Origin of the sequence: Pseudomonas sp. B21-015 (assembly GCF_024749285.1) — a bacterium.
Taxonomy (GTDB): Bacteria; Pseudomonadota; Gammaproteobacteria; order Pseudomonadales; family Pseudomonadaceae; genus Aquipseudomonas.
This window is the reverse complement of sequence record NZ_CP087196.1, coordinates 6,542,175-6,558,434: the sequence shown is the minus strand read 5'-3', so window position 1 is coordinate 6,558,434 and position 16,260 is coordinate 6,542,175. Positions and strand designations below refer to the sequence as shown.

13 protein-coding genes and 1 pseudogene are annotated in these 16,260 nt (G+C 60.1%); 8 read left to right on the top strand and 6 right to left on the bottom strand.

The genetic code is table 11. The annotated features are described in order from the left end of the window. Window positions 1–5: 5 nt before the first annotated feature. The 8 genes and pseudogenes from LOY38_RS30020 (at window position 6) to LOY38_RS29985 (ending at window position 9,053) form a co-directional block, all read left to right on the top strand. A complete protein-coding gene (locus LOY38_RS30020; RefSeq protein ID WP_258698309.1) occupies window positions 6–1,334 on the top strand; it encodes a coproporphyrinogen-III oxidase family protein in 1,329 nt (442 codons plus the stop codon). A gap of 11 nt (window positions 1,335–1,345) precedes the next feature. Then, window positions 1,346–2,629 (top strand): ATP-grasp domain-containing protein, encoded by a 1,284-nt coding sequence (locus LOY38_RS30015; RefSeq protein WP_258698308.1) that lies wholly within the window; start codon window positions 1,346–1,348, stop codon window positions 2,627–2,629. Then, window positions 2,619–4,067 (top strand): aminotransferase class V-fold PLP-dependent enzyme, encoded by a 1,449-nt coding sequence (locus LOY38_RS30010; protein ID WP_258698307.1) that lies wholly within the window; start codon window positions 2,619–2,621, stop codon window positions 4,065–4,067. The genes LOY38_RS30015 and LOY38_RS30010 overlap by 11 nt, the downstream gene beginning before the upstream one ends. Then, window positions 4,067–5,335, top strand: coding sequence for a cation:proton antiporter (locus tag LOY38_RS30005; RefSeq protein WP_258698306.1), 1,269 nt, complete (start codon window positions 4,067–4,069; stop codon window positions 5,333–5,335). Before LOY38_RS30010 ends, LOY38_RS30005 begins: the two co-directional genes overlap by 1 nt. Window positions 5,336–5,667: 332 nt before the next feature. After that, window positions 5,668–6,570 (top strand): LysR family transcriptional regulator, encoded by a 903-nt coding sequence (locus tag LOY38_RS30000; protein WP_258698305.1) that lies wholly within the window; start codon window positions 5,668–5,670, stop codon window positions 6,568–6,570. Between the two features lie 130 nt (window positions 6,571–6,700). Beyond that, window positions 6,701–7,327 (top strand): glutathione S-transferase family protein, encoded by a 627-nt coding sequence (locus LOY38_RS29995; protein ID WP_258698304.1) that lies wholly within the window; start codon window positions 6,701–6,703, stop codon window positions 7,325–7,327. 63 nt (window positions 7,328–7,390) lie between these two features. Then, window positions 7,391–8,341, top strand: a pseudogene (locus LOY38_RS29990) (pyridoxamine 5'-phosphate oxidase family protein); the annotation flags it as partial. A gap of 334 nt (window positions 8,342–8,675) precedes the next feature. Then, window positions 8,676–9,053 carry a DUF6124 family protein gene (locus LOY38_RS29985; protein WP_258698303.1) on the top strand — a complete coding sequence of 126 codons (378 nt, stop codon included), beginning with the start codon at window positions 8,676–8,678 and terminating at the stop codon, window positions 9,051–9,053. Window positions 9,054–9,157: 104 nt separating this feature from the next. Here the strand turns inward: LOY38_RS29985 and LOY38_RS29980 are convergent, their stop codons facing one another. Genes LOY38_RS29980 through LOY38_RS29955 form a run of 6 tightly spaced genes read right to left on the bottom strand, consistent with a single transcriptional unit; the run spans window position 9,158 to window position 16,260 of the window. Then, on the bottom strand, window positions 9,158–10,288 hold the full coding sequence (locus tag LOY38_RS29980; RefSeq protein WP_258698302.1) for a glycosyltransferase family 4 protein: 1,131 nt from the start codon (window positions 10,286–10,288) through the stop codon (window positions 9,158–9,160). Continuing rightward, a complete protein-coding gene (locus LOY38_RS29975) occupies window positions 10,289–11,419 on the bottom strand; it encodes a glycosyltransferase family 1 protein (RefSeq protein WP_258698301.1) in 1,131 nt (376 codons plus the stop codon). Further along, complete coding sequence (locus LOY38_RS29970; protein ID WP_258698300.1) at window positions 11,403–12,770, bottom strand: glycosyltransferase family 1 protein; 1,368 nt, start codon at window positions 12,768–12,770, stop codon at window positions 11,403–11,405. Before LOY38_RS29970 ends, LOY38_RS29975 begins: the two co-directional genes overlap by 17 nt. Then, entirely contained in the window at window positions 12,767–14,020 is a 1,254-nt protein-coding gene (locus tag LOY38_RS29965; protein WP_258698299.1) for an ABC transporter ATP-binding protein, read from the bottom strand. The genes LOY38_RS29970 and LOY38_RS29965 overlap by 4 nt, the downstream gene beginning before the upstream one ends. After that, window positions 14,020–14,817: an ABC transporter permease gene (locus LOY38_RS29960; protein ID WP_258698298.1), complete on the bottom strand. Its 798-nt coding sequence runs from the start codon at window positions 14,815–14,817 to the stop codon at window positions 14,020–14,022. The genes LOY38_RS29965 and LOY38_RS29960 overlap by 1 nt, the downstream gene beginning before the upstream one ends. Beyond that, complete coding sequence (locus LOY38_RS29955; protein WP_258698297.1) at window positions 14,818–16,260, bottom strand: mannose-1-phosphate guanylyltransferase/mannose-6-phosphate isomerase; 1,443 nt, start codon at window positions 16,258–16,260, stop codon at window positions 14,818–14,820. It lies immediately after the preceding gene.

Here is a 16,260-nt window from a genome sequence, read left to right as displayed (position 1 = left end):
ACTCCATGTACGAGGCCTATTATCCGCTGACCTATTACTTCTACCCACTGCTGGGGGACGCTGTACATCAGCGTCTGCCCCAGGTCTTCGAGCGTCCGGTGGCCGCAGGGGTGGAAACCCTGCTCTATGTGCATATTCCGTACTGCCAGGACATGTGCAGGTTCTGCCCGTTTCATGTGCGGGTCGACAAGGACACCGCTGTCTATGAGCGCTACACCAACGCCCTGTGCCAGGACATCCGCACTGAGGCGGCCAGCGTGCGTGGCCGCTCCAGCGAACTGCGGGCTGTGTATTTCGGTGGCGGCTCGCCTTCGGTGCTGTCGCCCGAGCAACTGCAGCGAATTTTCAACACTATCAGAGAGAGTTTCAGCCTCAGCGCCGATGCCGAGATTTCCTTTGAAGGCGAGCCCAAGACCTTGGGCGATCCCTACCGGCTCGAGGTACTCAAGAACGAAGGCGTGCAGCGCATCAGCTTCGGCCTGCAGACTTACGATCCGATGTTGCGCAAGCACTTCAACATCGCCGCCACCCTAGACGATGTGGCCAATGTCCGCGAGCAGGGACGGCGTTTCGGCTTCGACGAAATCAATGTCGACATGATGTACAACCTGCCGGGCCAGACCTTGGCCTCCCTAGACCGTGACCTGACACGGCTGATCGACGACGGTTTTGACAGCGTCGATTACTACAATCTGCACTACTTCGCGTTCCCGCCGAAGTTCAAGCGCCAGATGGACGAGGGCAGCATTCCAGCCAAGCCTTCGGAGAAAATTATGCTCGCGCTGTTCGAGCAGTTGCGCCACCGCTTGGCCGAGGCTGGCTATGCCAATGTCGCCGATCAGATTTACACCCGTAAGGCGAAGGTCTGTGAGTACTTCCGCCTGCTCTGGGGCGGTGGCAATGGTGAGCATCGTGCCGAAACACTGGCCGTAGGCTCCTCGGCTCGAGGTTATGTGGACGGCTTCAGCTACATGAAGCACAGCAACGTCAACAAGTATATGGACGCCATCGAACAGGGGCTGCCGAGCATCGAGAAAAGCTCGGTGGCGCTGGACCGTCCGGAGAACCGTGGTGCGGTGATGTTTCCCAAGTTCCTACGCCTGGACAAGTCCAGCGAGCGTGCGTTGGCCACGGTCAATCCCGAGCTTATCGCCAGCTGGATCGAACATGGCCTGCTCTCGGAGACCGAGGATGCGTTCGAGGTGTCCCAACGTGGTCGTCTGTGGACCAACAACATGACCACCGACTTGTTCGAAGCCACCCAGCGGCAGGTTGGCGGGCAGGTGCTGACGGTACTGGAGCACAAGCCGGGTGCTCGGACGGGCTCATTCTAAGGAGGGATATTATGTCAGCACATCGTATTGGCGTTATTCATGCCTATCCCAGCCGGAGACTGCTGGATTGTCTGGGCGCCGCGGGTTATCGGGTGGTGTTGATCGGCAACGGACGGTCTCTGGCTGAGCACCCAGCGGTCGAGGCCGTACTGCAGGTGCCCCTGTGGCCGACTGATGCTCTGTTTAGTGCCGTGGCCGAGTACCACGCGGCGCATCCTTTCAGTGCCCTGCTGCCAGTCAATGAGGGCGCGGTAGTGGCAACCGCGCAGTTGTCCGAATGTCTGGGCCTGCCGGGCATGTCGGTGGCCACTGCTGCCTGCAGTCGCAATAAGTACTTGGCCACACTGTTGTGGGAAGCACAGGGCGTACCGGTGCCGGCGACGCTGCCGTTGACCCTGGAAACCCCGTGGGAGCAGGTCTGCCAGCGGTTAGGGTCACGGGTGGTGGTCAAGCTTAGCGACTCGATGAACAGCCAGGGAGTGATTGCGGTCAGTGATGCATATCAGTACCGGCAAGCCCTTGCGGCACTGCATGAGCTGATCCAGCAGACCACCGATGTCGATCCCCTCAAGGACCGCAATCGCTTTGCCTACGGTCACAGCAGCCTTCAATTGATTGCCCAGAGCTTTTGCGAAGGGCGGGAGGTCAGCGTCGATCTGTTGCTGCGGCCCGACGGCACGGATCAGGTCCTGGCGGTGCTGGAGAAAGAAGGCGGGCAAGGGCCTTACTTTGCTGAATCGGCTTCTGTCTGGCCCACCTCGCTGGGGGCCGAACAGGAGCATTCGATTGGTCAGCTTGCGCTGCGCGCTGCGCGGGCGCTAGGTCTGACCCAGGGCGCCGCACACGTCGAAATCCGCTATCAGCATGGCGTGCCCCGGGTACTTGAAGCGGGGTTGCGTCCTGGGGGCGGCTTCACCGCGCAGACCATCGAGCTGTTGAGCGGGGTCGACGTGTATGCCGCTCAGGTCCGCCTACTTCTGGAACAGGTGCCATTGCCCACGGCGGTGGGCGAGTGTGGTGCGGTGCTGTTTGGCGGTGTGGTGATCGAAACCAGCGGGACCTTGCTCGCTGTCGAAGGCATGCAGGTCTTTGAGCAACTGGCGGAGTTGCGCGAGCTGGTAGTGCTCGCCCGTCCCGGTGATTGGGTGCAGGCCATGCCCGACTCTGCTCAGCCCCATTACTGTTATTACCTTCTGACGGGGGAGAGTCGTGAGGCATTGCTGGAGATTCACCAAGGTATTCAGCAGCAGGTTCGGTTGCAGGTTGCGGTGCAGGAGGTGACTCATGATTGCTGAGCCGCGCGAGTGGGGCGCCAACCCGCAGATCCTCGCCGCGGGCCAGCGGGTGTTGGAGTTGTTTGCCAGCGTCCAGGGCACGCCCGAGCAATTCCCCCTGTGGTACGCGAGCGATTCGATCGCCGCCCGAACCCAGGACCCAGCCTCGATGCCCGAACACGGTCAGTCGTTGGACGATACCCTGGCCCAGGCCGTGGAGTTGATGCAGCAGGGCCTGTGCAACGTCAGCCACCCGTTGTACTTCGGCTATATTTCGCCGCGGCCTCACCCTGCTGCGGTGCTGGGGGACTTCCTCGGCAGTGCGCTGAATCAGACCCCCGGTGCCTGGCGTGCGGGGCCATCGGCGACCATGGTCGAGGTCGAGGTGCTGCACGCCCTGCGTTCGCTGTTTGGTCTCGACCCGGTTGTCGGGCGTTTGCCCGGCGGGGTATTCACCGGGGGCGGTACGCTGGCCAACCTGATCGGGCTCAAGCTGGCCCGCGAGCAGCTGCACCGCCAGCATCCGGAAATGCTTCGGGCCGGCGGCTTGGGGCCACGGATTTACATGTCCCGAGAGGGGCACTTTTCCATCGCCAAGGCCCTGGACGTGCTAGGTTTTGCCGCGGATGCGCTGGTGGAGATCGACACCGATGAGCAGGGCGCCTTGCTCCCGGAGCAACTGGAGCAGCGACTGGCGCACGACGTTGCGCTCGGCTACACGCCGATGTGCCTGATCGGCGTACTGGGCACCACCGCAACCGGGGCGATTGATCCGTTGCGGCGCATCGGCGAGCTAGCTCGCCGTTACAACGCCTGGTTCCACATTGACGGTGCTGCCGGGCTGGCGCTGGCGGCGTTGCCCGAGGCCCGGCGTCACATGCAGGGGTTGAGCGACGCGGACTCCATCACCTTCGACCCCTGCAAGTGGATGTTCGCCTCCTTCGGTGTCGGTTGCCTGCTGGTGCGCAACGGCGAGGTGCTTGGCAGCAGTTTCTGGGCTGGCGGACCTTACTGGGAAGAGCGCGGTGAACTCGACACCTTCAAGATGAACCTCTATGGCACTCGCCAATTTCGTTCGCTGGGCGTGTGGTGCCTGCTGCAGCATCTGGGGCTGGAAGGCTATCGGCAACTGCTGAGGAATATGACCGGGGCGACGGCGCACTTGCGGGCGCTGCTGAGCGCCGATCCGGCTTATCGCTTGATACCCGATCAGCAGATCATGCCGGTGGTTGCCTTTCGGCCTGTGACCGCCAGTGCCGAGTGTGTGACTCGTCTGGTCGCGCTCTGTCAGCAGCGAAACCTAGCTTACCCCAGCGTGCTGGAATGGAAAGGCGAGCGTTATATCCGCGTTGCCATCAGTAACTATCAAACCTCCACGCTGGACGTGGAACGGTTCAAGCAGGCCCTTGACGGGCTGTTGCACGAACTTAGCTTCTCGCCACTCCCTAGGATTTTGTAATGAACAATCCCCACGAAAATCTATTAGTCATTGTGTTGGCGGCTTTGGTCGTCATCATCCTTTGCAGCCAGGTTGCCGGTAAAATCGCTCAGCGTTTTGGGCAACCCATCGCGGTGGGTGAAATCACTGGTGGCATTGTTCTCGGTGCGCTCCTAGGTGGCCTGTGGCCGCAGGGCGGTGCGTATCTGCATACTAACGCCGGACAGGTGCTGACGGTCATGTCCCAGTTGGGCATCGTGCTGATGATGTTCCAGATCGGCATGGAGTTCGATTTCGGACTGCTGCGCGAGCGTCGTCTCAAGCGTGCCCTGGGCTGGATTACCTTGCTGGGCATTCCAATCCCTTACCTGACCGGGATGTTCTGCGCCTTCATTTATGCCCGCTACTACCCGGTTCCTGATCTGCTCGGGCTGATGCTGGTCTGCGGTATCTCGTTCTCCATCACCGCGCTGCCCATCCTTGGCCGAATCCTCCTGGAACGGAACATGGAAAACAGCGAGACCGGGGTGACCGCGATTGCCGCCGCCGGGATCAACGACCTGATCGGCTGGATTGCCCTGGGCGCAGTGGTGGTGTTCACCAGCGGTCAAGGCGCGGCGCAAACGCTGCTGAAACTGGCGGCTATTGCGCTGTTCTTGGTGGTGTTCTTCCGCTGTGTGCGTCCTTGGCTGGTCAAACGCTTGCAAGCTGATACTCAGCATGCTGCCGTACTGAGCGATGCGCATTTTGGCGCGATCATCGGCGGGGTGTTCGTGACCGCGGTCATCACCGCGTGGTTGGGTGTGTTCGCCATTGTTGGTGGCTTTCTGGTGGGCACCGCGTTGTATCAATGCAAAGCCTTGCTTGAGCAATGGAACCTGCGGATGCGCCCTTTCGTTAACATCGTTTTGGTACCGGTTTTCTTCTTCTATACAGGTATGAAAGTTGAACTTGGATCCATGGTGACTGCTCAGGACATTCTTTTGTGCCTTGCGTGGGTCTTATGCGCCTGCCTAAGCAAAGGGCTGAGTTGCACCCTGGCCGCCAGGCTGGCGGGATTCTCAATGACTGACTCCTTGAGAATCGGCACGTTGTTGAATACGCGTGCCCTTATGGAGTTAGTGGTGCTGAATATCGCCCACAGCCTTGGCTTGATGCCGCCCCAGCTGTTTTCCATCTTGGTCATCATGGCCCTGGTTTCAACGCTGATCACCTCGCCGTTGCTGAATGCCATCCAGAAGTACAGTGGTCGCTCCGTTTCAGCCCAGCCAGTTGGTCAGTATTCCTAGACAATTTAGCGTCGAGGACGACGTCTTGCAGCGCCTCAGGTTAGGCTTCAATAGTCGTGAATTCGGTGTCGATCAAATCATAGAGTGAGCTGAACCAAGCTCAAACTTAGTTTGAGCTTGTGTTGTCATAATATTTTGTCAAACATCGATGCTGGATCTGGGGCGCTCACCTTCTAAGTGTCAAAAATATTTATTCTGGCGTATGGCCCTGTAAGCTGCTTAACCCCCGTATTTATTGAGTTGTTGGTGTCAAAATATATTGTTTGGCACCAAACACTAAAAATCGCAGCCTACGGTTGCGATTTTTTTTATCTGAATGAAGGACATGCCCCATGGACCGCTTCCAGGAAATGCAAGTCTTCGCCGCCGTTGCTCAAGAACAAGGCTTCTCGGCGGCGGCGCGGCGTTTGGGGATGTCGGCGGCCAGTGTCACCCGCGCCGTGGCGGCGTTGGAGAAACGCATCGGCACCCAATTGCTGACACGTACCACCCGCAGCGTGCATTTGAGCGAGGCGGGTCAGCGTTATCTGGAGGACTGTCGGAGAATTCTCACCGAGGTGCAGGAAGCCGAGGATTCAGCAGCCGGGAGCCACGCCCACCCTCGTGGGCAACTGACGATCACGGCGCCGGTATTGTTCGGTGATTTGTTCGTTACGCCGGTTATGGTCGGTTACCTGACTCAATTCCCTGAAGTCAGCATCAACGCACTACTGGTCGACCGGGTGGTAAGCATGGTCGAGGAGGGCGTCGATGTGGCTGTGCGCATCGGTGAGTTGCCTGACAGCAATCAACATGCAATTCGCGTGGGCGAAGTGCGGCGGGTGATCTGCGCTTCCCCTGGATTCCTGACTGACCATGGTCGGCCCCGGCATCCTGCAGATTTGAGCGCAGCCCCGATCATCGCTACCTCGTCCATTGGGCAGCACAGAAGCTGGCCGTTCCTTGACGGAGGAGAGCCGATCAGCGTTCGTCTGGAACCGCGTTTTGTGGTCACTGCCAATCAGGCGGCTATCACGGCCGCCGCCATGGGGCTGGGACTGACCCGAGTGCTGTCGTATCAAGTGGCGAGCAAGGTCGCCGCCGGTGAGCTGGAAATCGTTCTGGCCGACTTCGAACTGCCGCCATTGCCTATTCATTTGGTCTATCAGGGGGGGCGCAAGGCCCCGGCGCGGATTCGTAGTTTCGTGGATTTTGCAGTGAAGGCTCTACGCGAACACCCGGCGTTGCACGGCTGAAGGTTTATTGCTCTGGCTGAAATAATGGATTGCGTTTTCTGGTTATTCTGTTGTTTTGGTGGCGGATGGAAGATAGCCCTCTATTGGCGCTTATCTTCCTGAACGGCGCCACTACCCAGCGGAGTCGACCATGCAAGCCATCAAGCTCTACAACTTTCCCCGTTCTGGCCATGCTCACCGTGTGGAGCTGATGCTGTCGCTGCTGCAACTGCCAACCGAACTGATTTTCGTCGATTTGGCCAAGGGCGCCCACAAACAAGCGGATTTTCTGGCGCTCAACTCGTTTGGTCAGGTGCCGGTGATTGATGATCAAGGCATGGTGCTGGCCGATTCCAACGCGATCCTGGTTTACCTTGCGCTGAAATACGGCAACGGCCACTGGCTGCCAACCGACCCGGTCGGGGCGGCCAAGGTTCAGCGCTGGTTGTCGGTCGCTGCCGGGCCGATTGCCTTTGGCCCGGGCAGGGCAAGGCTGATCACGGTGTTTGGTGCGCCTTTCAATGCTGAAGAGGTGATCGCTTATGCCCACACCTGGCTCAAAGTGATCGATCAGGAACTGGGCGCAACACCCTATCTGGTCGGTAGCGAGCCGACCATCGCCGACATCGCCGCGTACAGCTACATCGCCCATGCACCGGAAGGCAATGTGTCGCTGGACGACTACGCCAACATCCGCGCCTGGCTGGCGCGGATTGAAGCCTTGCCAGGGTTTGTCGGCATGCCGCGCACCGTCGCCGGTTTGCAAAAAACTGCCTGATGCCCACGGCCCGACTCGGTCGGGCCGTGCTTATTGCGCGAGGAGCGCAGGGGAGAAGCCGTTATGGAACGTACACCTTGGCACGCAGGCGAGAAACAGTTGCAGGCTCGCGTGGGTGTCGCCGAGCGAATGGACGAATTAGGTCGTAGGGTGATTCGCAGCGAGATGCCGGATCAACACCGCACGTTCTATCAGCAACTGCCGTTCATGCTGTACGGCGCGGTGGATGCTGATGGCAATCCTTGGGCCAGCATTCTTGAAGGGCCGCTGGGTTTTGCCCATTCTCCCGAGCCTACGCTGTTGCAGTTCGGCAGCCTGCCCGGCCACGACGATCCTGCGCAACTGCAAGACGGGGCGGCAATCGGGCTGCTCGGTATCGAACTGCATACCCGACGTCGCAACCGTCTCAATGGTCGAGTCGGCGCTGTAACGGCGAGCGGTTTCGAGGTGAAGGTGGAGCAATCTTTCGGCAATTGTCCGCAATACATTCAATTGCGCGAGTTTCGCTCGGTGCCCTTGGCGGATCCGGCGACGCGTATCGCACAGCACCTAAACGGGCTGGATGACGCAGCCAAAGCCATGATCGCGGGCGCTGATACTTTCTTTGTCGCCAGTTATGTGGACGTCGATGGCCAACGCTCGGTGGACGTTTCTCATCGGGGTGGCCAGGCCGGTTTCGTCCAGGTAGAGGGCAATCGCCTGACCATCCCGGACTTCGCCGGCAACCTGTTCTTCAATACCTTGGGCAACCTGCTGATCAATCCACGAGCCGGTTTGCTGTTCATCGATTTCGATTCGGGCGACCTGCTGCACCTCAGTGGTCGCACCCGAGTCATTCTCGAAGGCTCGCAGGTCGAAGCCTTTCAAGGGGCCGAGCGGCTGTGGACCTTCGAGGTGGAGCGCGTGGTGCGGCGGCCCGCGGCGCTGGCCTTGCGCTGGCGCTTTGACGGCGTGTCACCCAAAAGTTTGCTGACCGGTACTTGGGCGCAGGCGAATGCTCGTCTGCGAGCTCAGGTTTAGAAAAAGATCGCAGGCAGTCCTACAGACGATGATTTTGGGGGGATGTTTCCGACAAGTTTTGACGGTTGTCGGGTGGGAAGTGGAGTGGATAGGCTTTGGGGGTCGCTGGCAATTCAGCGATCGGGCCTGGAAAACCCGAAGTATAGGATCACAGCAGATGACATAATGCGGCGCTTTTTCAGCTCTGCAGTTATGGCGGCTGTGCGTGGGAGACCTTCGGGTCTGCCGGGTTTGATCCTTTACCGGTTTTTCCAGTCCGCGTACAGCTGCCACCCCTTTCGTCTGGAAAACGAAAAATGGCAGCTCCATCTCTTTAAGGATCTTTGCCATGTTCAAGCCGACACCAAATCCGCCCGAAGCGGACAGCACTTCCCCTTACGAATCCCTCAACTCAAAAAAACTCAACGAAGCCGCCGAACGCGCGCTCGATCACTACCTCAACCCCTCCGCCCTCAAATCCCCCGTGGCCCGCAAGCCGAGCACGATGTTTATGGTTGCGCCGGATATCAAAGACGAAGACCTGCTGGCCCACACCTGTGAGTCGTTGGCCCAGGCCAGTGTGATGGCGAGTGATTTTGCGGGGTATCTGGAAGGGCCGCACCGGCATACGGCGATGGCGATTCAACAGATCGTCATGCTGGCGGAACTGGCGGTGAATCGGATGCTGGATAACGTGGGCGTACCAAAACCTGCCCCACACAGCTGATCCCTGTGGGAGCCGGGCTTGCCCGCGATGGCGGATTAACATTCAACATTAATGTTGGCTGACACTCAGCCATCGCGGGCAAGCCCGCTCCCACAAAAAATCAGTTATGCGTAGGACAGGGATTTCTCTTCCAGTAGGCCCTGATACAACTCCGTCCATTTGCGGCCCATTTCGTCGGCGGTGAACAATTGCCGATAACGGGCTTCAGCCTTCACGCCCATTTGCGCCGCAAGCGTCGGGTTGTCCCACAGGGTGCGCATGGCTTCACGGAATGCTTGTGGATGACTTGGCGGCACCACCAGCCCGGTTTCGTTGTGAATGTTGATGAAGCTGGTGCCGGTGCCGATTTCGCTGGAGATCATCGGTTTGCCGTACATCGCGCCTTCGAGCAACGAGATGCCGAACGCCTCGGAGCGCAGGTGCGATGGAAACACGATGGCGTAACTCAGTTGCAGCAGCGCGACTTTGTCTTCGTCCCCCAGACGCCCGAGGAAGTGGATATTGCACAAACCCAATGCCGCCGCCTGGGCGTGCAGTTCGGCTTCCAGCGGCCCGGCGCCGAGGATCACTACCGGGTAATCCACGCCTTTCAAGGCATCGAGCAGGATGTGCAGGCCTTTGTAATAACGCATCACGCCCACAAACAGGAAAAACTTATCCCCAAGCGTTTGCCGCCAATGGGCCATGCGTTCGTTGTCGGCCTGTGGATAACCGGCCTTGTTCAGGCCATAGGGGATGACCCGGGTCTTGTCCTGAAACTGCTGCAACACATCACTGGTGTGCAGGTAGTTGGGGGACGCGGCGACGATCCGGTCGGCGCTGGCGAGAAAGCGGTTCATCAGGGGCCGGTAAAGTTTGAGCAAGTGTTTCTGGCGAATGATGTCCGAGTGGTAGGTCACCACGCTGGGTTTGTTCATGCCGTTGAGGAAATGCACCAGGTCCATGAACGGCCAGGGGAAGTGGTAATTGACCACGTCCGCCTCGGCGGCCATTTCACGAAACTGTTTGAAGACACTGTAGGAAAAACCCGTGGAGGCGAACTGAATGTCGAGTTTGGCCCGATGGACTTCGTGTTGCCCAAGCTGCACCACGGGCGGTGTTGGATCGGCACTGAGGGTCAGCACCTGACCTTCAATGCCATGCTGGGCGCCGCTTTCGCACAACTGGAAGATCACTTGTTCGATCCCGCCGACCGAGTCAGGCAGGTACGTCTTGAAGAAATGAAGCACTCGCATTCAACCTCCCATAGCCTGGCGGTAGGCGCGGGCGGTGACCTTCGCGCAACGTTCCCAGGAAAAAAGCCTTGCCTGCTGCAACCCGGCGTCCGTGCACGTTTGCCAATGTGTGTGATCGTCGATCAGCCGGTGCATGGCATCACGCAAGCCGTCTGGATCGTCAGGTTCAATGTAGTTACCCGCGTTGCCTGCGACCTCGGGCATGGCCGAGCGTCGGGTCAGGATCACCGGCGTGCCGCTGGCCATGGCCTCCAACACGGGTAGGCCGAAGCCTTCGTAGAGCGACGGAAAAATCAGCGCCCGTGCGCCGGCCAACAGCTGTGCAACCTGCTCGTCGGGCAGATAACCGAGCAAGCACACGTGACCGCTGGCCAATGCCTGGTGCAGCTCATCGCTGAATTGCTCGCGCTGCCAGCCAGCCATGCCGACGATCAGCAGCGGAAAGTGCTGACGCAACGCTTCCGGTAGTTGGGCATGGGCGCGCAGGGCCAGCGTGAGGTTCTTGCGTGGTTCCAGGGTACCGACGCAGAGGAAGTATTCCCGCGCCTCGACCCCATGGGCCTTGAGCACGGCGTCGATGGCCTCGGGTTCGCGCGGGTGGAAACGTGTCGCCACGCCCAGCGGTGCGACCACAAAACGCTCGGCCGGCAGGGCGAAACAGGCCTGGGCTTCGTCGGCGATGTACTGCGAGTCGGTGAGAATCAGCCGCGCCTGTTGCACGCCATCGGCCAGTCGCCGCTCGATTTCTCGCAGGCGTGCCGGTGGTTGCGTCTCGGGATAGTGCAGGTGCGTCAGGTCATGCAGGGTGATGACTGTCGGGCCGTCGAACGACAGCGGCCACAGGCTGGGTTCGTGATAAAGGTCGATTGCCCGGGAACAGCCTTGATCGAAACGTTTCTGCGCCAGCCAGCGTCGCGCCTGATACGCACCGGGTATCTGCCGTAGCAACGGCGTCAGTCTTGAGTAACCCGGCATGGCCGCATCAGGTAGTGAAGAACTCCAGCCCCAGCCATGGAACAGCGACAACTCGACATCCGGCTCGCTGGCCAGGGCGCTCACCAATTCGGCAACGTAATGGCCGATGCCGGTACGCGGGGCCTGGAGGATTCGGGCGTTAAGGGCAATTCGCATGTTGCCTCTCTTGCACCACAGGTGTTTGCACAAGGTTGCGCAGGGTTCGTTCGGCCATTTGCGCACTCGCTTCACGCCAGCCGATCCAGTGCCAGTCCGTCACGTTGCGGGCTGCCGGGAATTGACTGCTGCTCTCGAATCGAGTGACGAGATCGGCCAGGCTTTGTGGCTCGGCCAGATCAAAGTACGCCATGAACTCGCCGCCTATTTCGCGGAAGACTGGAATGTCGCTGCCCATGGCCGGCAAGCCGCGTTGCATGGCTTCCACCAGAGGCAGGCCGAAGCCTTCGACGTAGGACGGAAACACCAGCGCACTGGCGTGGGAGTAGGCATGTTCGAGGCTGGTGTCGCTCAGGTCGTTAAACATGAACAGTCGGGTGTTCAGCTGCGGGTGACTGCGCACCCGGGTGAGCAGGGCATCGCACTTCCAGCCAATGCGCCCGGCGATGCACAGACGGGCGGTGGAGCCCGCGGCCCAGGCGAGTTCGAAGGCGTCCAGCAAGTAGTCATGGTTTTTGCGCGGCTCGATGGTGCTGACCATCAGGAACACCGGTTCCGGGGTATCGAACAGCCGTGTCAGGCGTGCTTCGACGGCGGCAGCTTCTTCGTGCAGGTCCAGCTCAGAGCCCAGGTGGAAGTAGTCGAACCACACTGTATCGGCTTTGGCAGGACCGATTCGACGACGCAATTCCTCGCGCACCTGATCGCGTACGGTGGCGGAAATCGCCACGTAGCCGTCGGCGGTTTGGGTGATCCAGTCGAACCATTCGTTGAAAATCTGCACCAGTCGCGTGTCGTAGAACTGCGGGTGGGTCAGGGGAATCAGGTCGTAGATCACCGAGACAATGCCTACACCTTCGCGTTTGAGTTGTTCAATCAATGGGAAGGAGTCGGCGTGCCAAGACGAATCCAGCAGCACTAACTGATCGCCCGGTTGATGCTGCAACGGCGAGCAACGGTTGGGCAGCTGATATTGGTTGATCCAATCGATCAGGCGCAGCGGCACGCTGAAGCCCGCCAGCGTTGTGAGGCAGTAGGCCGCGTACAGCGCTCGTCGGGTCCATCGCGATGTGCAGCGCTTGTCGAGGCGCTGGTGCAGTTGCCAGAAACGATGGGCCAAACGTTCCAGACGCCCACCGAATTCCATCAGCCCATTGAAAAGCGGTGTGTCCAAAGGGGCCAGGCTCAATACCCGGTAGAGCTTGCCCTTGAGCATCACCACCGGGATGCACTCAACGCCCTCGACGCTTTCAGGCAACTGATTGACGACGTTACGCACCACCCGCTGAATGCCCGAATTGACCTTGGGGTGCAGGAACACGTGGGTGCATTCCACCAGAAGACGCGTCATGGGGTGTTTTCCGAGACAATCGATTCGGCTGTGCGAGTGATGCTGGTTTTCGCCCCCAGCCACGAGCAGCCGATGAAGTCTTCGTGTCGGTTGTTGATCACGTGGAACACCAGACCATAGTCACGCCACTCGAAATTGCGGTCCAGGTGCGAGTCCAGCCGCGACAGGCTCAGGGCCACGGAATAGTTGCCTTTGCCCAGGCCCATGACGAAAGCAAAGCGGTAGGTCACCTGCTCGCCGGCCTGCAGGTCAGTGAGGGCGAGGTCCTGACGATGGGTGTTGATGCCGTACATGGCCTGGCCCAGGCGATCCTTGATCATGAAACCCAGCACCAGTCGTTCGATGCCCTGGCGGATTTCGACCTGTACCTCAAGGACTACCGATTGGCCGACTTCGGCAGCGTCGATGGCGCGCTCGCGCTCATCCAGCAGACGCACGCTGAGGATTGCGGCTTCACCCGTGCCGGAAACGGTTTGCACCTGGCCGCCCGCGAGCATTTCCTGGCGCACCGTCTGGCCCTCGCGCTCGGCGAGCAGGGCATTGTAGTAATCCATGACGGCTTCGGGCTTGCCGTGCATGGCCATGCGGCCGTTTTCCAGGAGGATCGCCGAGTCGCAGATCGACTGGATCGCCGAGCGGTCGTGGGACACGATCAGTAACGTGGTGCCGGCCTTGCGGAAGCTGCGGATGCGGTCGAAGCTCTTGTGCTGGAAGTAGGCGTCACCCACCGACAGCGCTTCGTCGACGATCAGGATGTCCGGGCGCCGGGCGGTGGCCACGCTGAACGCCAGGCGCATCTGCATGCCACTGGAGTAGGTACGTACCGGATGATCGATGGCTTCGCCGATTTCCGCGAAGTGTTCGATTTGCGGCATCAGGGTTTCGATTTCTTCAACCTGCATACCGAGTAGTTGCCCGGCCATGACCGCGTTCTGTCGGCCGGTAAAATCCGGATGAAAGCCCATGCCCAGTTCCAGCAGGGCGGCGACGCGGCCTTCGAGCTGGATCTGCCCACAGGTGGGTTGGGTGGTGCCGGTGATCATCTTCAGCAAGGTACTTTTGCCGGCGCCGTTGACCCCGACGATGCCCACCGCTTCACCGGGAGCGATCTCGAACGCCACGTCTTGCAACACCCAGTGCTGGCGATGACGGATGGGCGAAAACGGGATCAGCCACTCGGCCAGTCGGCTCCAGCGCGTGGGGTATTGCTTGTAGGCCTTGCCCAGGCCGGTCACGCGTATGTGCCCCATTAGAGTTCATCCACCATTTCGCCGACCCGCTGACGAAACAGCCGCAGCCCGATCACGCAGAACAACACACCCGTCACGAAGATCGGCAGCAGCGAACTCCAGGCCGGCCATTGGCCGTAGAGGAACAGGTTTTGGTAGCTGCCAATCAGGTTGGTCATCGGGTTGAGTTGCAACAACCGCTGCACCCATTCGGGCAGGATGTTCAGCGGGTACACGATCGGTGTCAGCCAGAACCAGAATTGCAGACAGATGCCGAAGAATTGCCCGACATCACGAAAGAACACGTTCAGCACGCCGAGGATCATCCCCAGCCCGGCGCAGAAGATGACTTGCAACGCCATCAGCGGCAGCAACGCCAGCAGGGCCATGCCCGGCAGGCGGCCGCTGATCAGCAGAAAGCCCAGGAACAGTCCGATGATGATCGCGAAGTTGATGCCGGCGTTGAACAGCACGATCACCGGCAGGCAGATTCTCGGGAAGCTGATTTTCTTCAGCAGGTTGGCGTTGTCCAGAAACATGTTCTGGCTGCGCAGGGTGATTTCCGAGAACAGGCCCCAGGTCAGCAGACCGGCGCAGAGGTAGACGCTGTAGGCCATGCCGTCATCCACCCCCGGCAAGCGGGCGCGCATGATGTGGGAAAAAATCACGGTATAGACGACGATCATCGACAGCGGGTTGAGCACGGTCCACAGGGCACCGAACAGCGAATTGCGATAACGCGCTTGAAACTCTCGCTTGACGCTACCGAGGATGAAACCCCGGTAGCTCCACAGTGAGCGATACAGGGACAGCAGCATTCAAACCGTCCTGCCGTATTGGTCTTCGAAGCGAACGATATCGTCCTCCCCCAGGTATTCGCCGCTTTGCACTTCAATGATCACCAGGTCGATCACCCCGGGGTTTTCCAGGCGGTGCCTGTGCCCGGCGGCAATGAACGTCGACTCGTTCTTGGCCACCAGGTGCGAACCGGCGCCGTTGTTGGTGACCTTGGCCATTCCTTCGACCACCACCCAGTGTTCGTTGCGGTGATGATGCATTTGCAGCGACAACTTGGCGCCGGGTTTGACCACGATACGTTTGATCTTGAAGCGCGGGCCTTCCTCGAGCACGGTGTAGGTGCCCCAGGGGCGGCTGACCGTGCGATGCAGGCGATAGGCTTCGTGCTTTTTGTCCTTGAGTTGCCGGGCTACCCGGCGCACGTCCTGGGCGCGGCCGGCGTGGGCCACCAGCACCGCGTCGGCGGTGTCGATGATGATCAGGTTATCCACACCCACTGCGGCTACCAACCGGTCTTCGCTCTGGACGAAGTTGTCACGGCTGTCGATGAAGATCGCATCGCCGCTGGCGCGATTGTTCTGTGTATCGGCCGGCACCAATGCCGCCACCGCGCCCCAGGATCCGATGTCGCTCCAGTCGAAGCCGGCCGGCACCACCACCACTTTGTCGGAGCGTTCCATCAGGGCGTAGTCGATGGAGATGTCGGTGATCCTGGCGAAATGGGTCGGCGAAAGCTCCTGTTGCAGGCAACCACCGGTTTCCAGCGGCGCGCTGGCCGCCATGCAGGCCCGAGCCTGTTCAAGCAGCTCGGGCGCATGAAGGTGCAACTCGGCCAGCAGCGTGGCGATCGAGAAACAGAACATCCCCGAATTCCACAGGAAATTGCCGCTTTCCAGATAATGCGTGGCGGTTTGCAGGTCGGGTTTTTCGACGAAGCGCTGCACCTTGGCGGCGCCTTTGTCGTCCAGCGGGACACCGGTTTCGATGTAGCCGAAGCCGGTTTCCGGGGCTGTCGGCACGACGCCGAACGTCACCAGATGACCGGCCTTGGCCAGCGTCACGGCGTGCTCGACCGCGCTCTTCAACGCGTCTTCGTTGAGGATCAGATGGTCGGCAGGCATCACCACCATGATCGCTTCGTCGCCGTGCAGGGCTTGTAGCGAAAGGGCCGCCGCCGCGATGGCCGGGGCCGTATTGCGACCCGTCGGTTCGAGCAGAAAATGCCCGCGATGGCGCTCCAGGCGTGCGTCCTGATAGTGATCCTTGCTCTGGAAGTAGTAGTCGCGGTTGGTCACCGTGACGATATCGCCCCAGCCATCGAGCAAACCGGCCGCACGTCGATAGGTTTTGCCCAGCAGCGACTGACCATCGGGCAGAACCATGAACGGCTTGGGATGGCCTTCACGAGACACCGGCCACAAACGGGTCCCGGCACCACCGGAAAGAATCACGGGGATCAGCAT

Bases quoted from the DNA above. Each gene is read 5' to 3' on its own strand.
- LOY38_RS29975 (WP_258698301.1), bottom strand. From the start codon at position 11,419: ATGCGAATTGCCCTTAACGCCCGAATCCTCCAGGCCCCGCGTACCGGC.
- LOY38_RS30015 (WP_258698308.1), top strand. From the start codon at position 1,346: ATGTCAGCACATCGTATTGGCGTTATTCATGCCTATCCCAGCCGGAGA.
- LOY38_RS29965 (WP_258698299.1), bottom strand. From the start codon at position 14,020: ATGGGGCACATACGCGTGACCGGCCTGGGCAAGGCCTACAAGCAATAC.
- LOY38_RS29995 (WP_258698304.1), top strand. From the start codon at position 6,701: ATGCAAGCCATCAAGCTCTACAACTTTCCCCGTTCTGGCCATGCTCAC.
- LOY38_RS29985 (WP_258698303.1), top strand. From the start codon at position 8,676: ATGTTCAAGCCGACACCAAATCCGCCCGAAGCGGACAGCACTTCCCCT.
- LOY38_RS29980 (WP_258698302.1), bottom strand. From the start codon at position 10,288: ATGCGAGTGCTTCATTTCTTCAAGACGTACCTGCCTGACTCGGTCGGC.
- LOY38_RS30020 (WP_258698309.1), top strand. From the start codon at position 6: ATGTACGAGGCCTATTATCCGCTGACCTATTACTTCTACCCACTGCTG.
- LOY38_RS30005 (WP_258698306.1), top strand. From the start codon at position 4,067: ATGAACAATCCCCACGAAAATCTATTAGTCATTGTGTTGGCGGCTTTG.
- LOY38_RS29960 (WP_258698298.1), bottom strand. From the start codon at position 14,817: ATGCTGCTGTCCCTGTATCGCTCACTGTGGAGCTACCGGGGTTTCATC.
- LOY38_RS30010 (WP_258698307.1), top strand. From the start codon at position 2,619: ATGATTGCTGAGCCGCGCGAGTGGGGCGCCAACCCGCAGATCCTCGCC.
- LOY38_RS30000 (WP_258698305.1), top strand. From the start codon at position 5,668: ATGGACCGCTTCCAGGAAATGCAAGTCTTCGCCGCCGTTGCTCAAGAA.
- LOY38_RS29970 (WP_258698300.1), bottom strand. From the start codon at position 12,770: ATGACGCGTCTTCTGGTGGAATGCACCCACGTGTTCCTGCACCCCAAG.
- LOY38_RS29955 (WP_258698297.1), bottom strand. From the start codon at position 16,260: ATGCTGATCCCCGTGATTCTTTCCGGTGGTGCCGGGACCCGTTTGTGG.